Origin of the sequence: Fibrobacter sp. UWEL, assembly GCF_900142535.1 — a bacterium.
GTDB lineage: Bacteria > Fibrobacterota > Fibrobacteria > Fibrobacterales > Fibrobacteraceae > Fibrobacter.
This window is the reverse complement of the sequence record NZ_FRBE01000051.1, coordinates 1-2,308: the sequence shown is the minus strand read 5'-3', so window position 1 is coordinate 2,308 and position 2,308 is coordinate 1. Positions and strand designations below refer to the sequence as shown.

Genomic DNA, 2,308 nt, shown 5'->3' with positions numbered 1-2,308 from the left:
CTCATCGCCACTTCAGCCAGCGCGACATCTGCCCCCAAGACAACCGACAAGGCTATCGCAGACGCCTACTCTCGTTTACAGGTCAAGAACGCATCAAGGAACCTTATCACGGAGATTGCTAGAGACATGGTTACAAAAGCTGAAATTCTAACCAGAATCAACGACGCCCGTGTAGAAGGGGTGACCGAAGCCAATAAGGCTACAGCCCGCAGGATGCTGGCCAAAAACATGTCTATTGAGGACATCGTTGAAATAACAACCCTCAGCCAGGCAGATGTTCTTGAACTCCAGAAGGAAATGTCCAAGAACTAACCCCGCAGGCACGCAAAGCTAGAGTTTAAAAGCCCCGCTCCAACATTTAGTTGAGCGGGGCTTTCTTGTTATTCCAATGACAGGCGTCCCTAATTCACGATTTCTTCTAGTTTCTTGACGAATTCGTATTCGGCGAGGAGTTGGCGGCATTTCTGGGCAACGGCTCGCTGGCATATGAGTTCCGCCAGGGCGTCCTCCACCATCTTCACGGTCAAGGAAAGATCCTGCAGTCTGTCCCGAAGTTCCATGCAGAGCAGGTAAGTAATGTCATGGCCGCGGCAATAATCCAACTTGTCGCCCGCCAGCATTGCCCTCTTGAACTTTTGCGATTCATCCAGAGCAAGCTCGATATCGTTCTTGTTACCACCCATGTAATTCAGCGTTCTCTGAAGAATACTTTCATCCAGTTCCACCAGGCCATCCTTTACATCGGCGGCGCCACTCTGGAATAAATAAAACACCCCGATTTCCTTGCGGGAGCCATGACCTTCCGTGTCCACGTAATCCCGCTGATTATCCTGCCAGAAGATGTTGTACTCCGATTCACCCTTGGCGACGCGGTTCCCCATACGATAACACCCGAGGACAGCGGCCACATCAATGGCATGGTCCAGCATCTCCTGGGCCACTTCAATAGGCACCCGATACTTGTTATTCAGGATCATCTCATACAAGGGCAAGTCCACCAGGACGCACTCCAGGTCGTTATAGCCCTCGCCATACTTGCCTGTGCAAAGCTGGTAATACAGAGTGCCCGTATAGTCATCTTCGGGAGGAATATCCAGCTGCTCCCTAAAGTCTCGATCAATACAGAATATGCAATCCTGAATATCCTCTTTACAGCTACAGGATTCCTGCGTTTGTCCGCCGTCGCAATACTCACTCCAGGCCTTCAGCACAAAATCACAGCCGCCCGTTTTTTTCTTTTTAGCAGCATTCCATCTGCCGTCCACAAAATGCAATGCGGGGCTGCCATCCATAAGCCCCTTATAAAAACGAAAGTCCGAAGGGCCCTCCACATACACGAAGGTCTCGCGGAGCATGCTCCGCAAAATCGGCGCGGACTTAGCCCCGTAATCTTCCAGGCGCCCTGTATTTATAGGCTTAGCATCAGTCACCCTTCACCTCCGCATCACGAAGGTCAATCATCCGATCACTATAACCATTCACGAATACAGGCGAATGAGTGGCAAAGACAAAGTCTTTGTTGTACTGTGATTTAACTTTCCAGCAGAAATAAGCCAAGGCCTCCTGCCAAGCCGGATGCAAGGAAATTTCCGGTTCATCCATAAGGACCAGAGATTCATCACACCTATGGCAGAAATCGGACTTGTAGAACAGCAGCAAGCCCGCAAGTACAACCATATGGCGTTCACCAGAAGAAAGACGCTTCAAGTCAATATTCTTGGCAATGGGGAAAAAGTAGTAACGTTCTTCCACAATAGATTCCGCACGGACTCCATGAATAGATGGAATGATCATTACCCCATTCAAAATGGAACTGACAAACTGTTTATATGTATCCAGTCTATTCAAGAAATCATCATAGACAGACAATTCCTCAATATGGGCATCCAGTAATAGATTGTACACTTCAAGGGAAGCTTCATCGCAATCCACCGGCAAAGCATGAAGATCCACAGTCACTTCGTGTTGCATGTTATTAAAATGCTTGCGAATTTTTTCTCGGCGCTTTTCGGAGTAGCAGTGGATATCGTACTCATTACAATGCTTTTCCATGGCAATGAACTTATCCATCTTTTCCATGACCATGGGGCGCAAGATATCGGCACTACGTTTTTCACGCAAAACCTTGACCACGTTGATAGTATAGCGGTTTAAAAATTTAAGACAGAAAAATTTGATTCCTTAAGTGAAAAACAAAAGCTAAATTCAACGTGAAAAGGAATCGAAAAATGAAAAACAACACATCTAAACCGGCAAGCAGCAAGGAAAGCATCAACGCAACGTCTCAGAGAACCCGTAGGGTTCTTGA

2 protein-coding genes and 1 pseudogene are annotated in these 2,308 nt (G+C 47.5%); 1 reads left to right on the top strand and 2 read right to left on the bottom strand.

The window, feature by feature from the left end; genetic code table 11:
* Positions 1-312: pseudogene (locus BUB59_RS15435) on the top strand (hypothetical protein); the annotation flags it as partial.
* 89 nt (positions 313-401) lie between these two features.
* Here BUB59_RS15435 and BUB59_RS14830 read toward each other — a convergent pair.
* Entirely contained in the window at positions 402-1,430 is a 1,029-nt protein-coding gene (locus tag BUB59_RS14830) for a hypothetical protein (protein ID WP_143160438.1), read from the bottom strand.
* Positions 1,423-2,133, bottom strand: coding sequence for an AAA family ATPase (locus BUB59_RS14825; RefSeq protein ID WP_143160437.1), 711 nt, complete (start codon positions 2,131-2,133; stop codon positions 1,423-1,425). The genes BUB59_RS14830 and BUB59_RS14825 overlap by 8 nt, the downstream gene beginning before the upstream one ends.
* Positions 2,134-2,308: the final 175 nt, after the last annotated feature.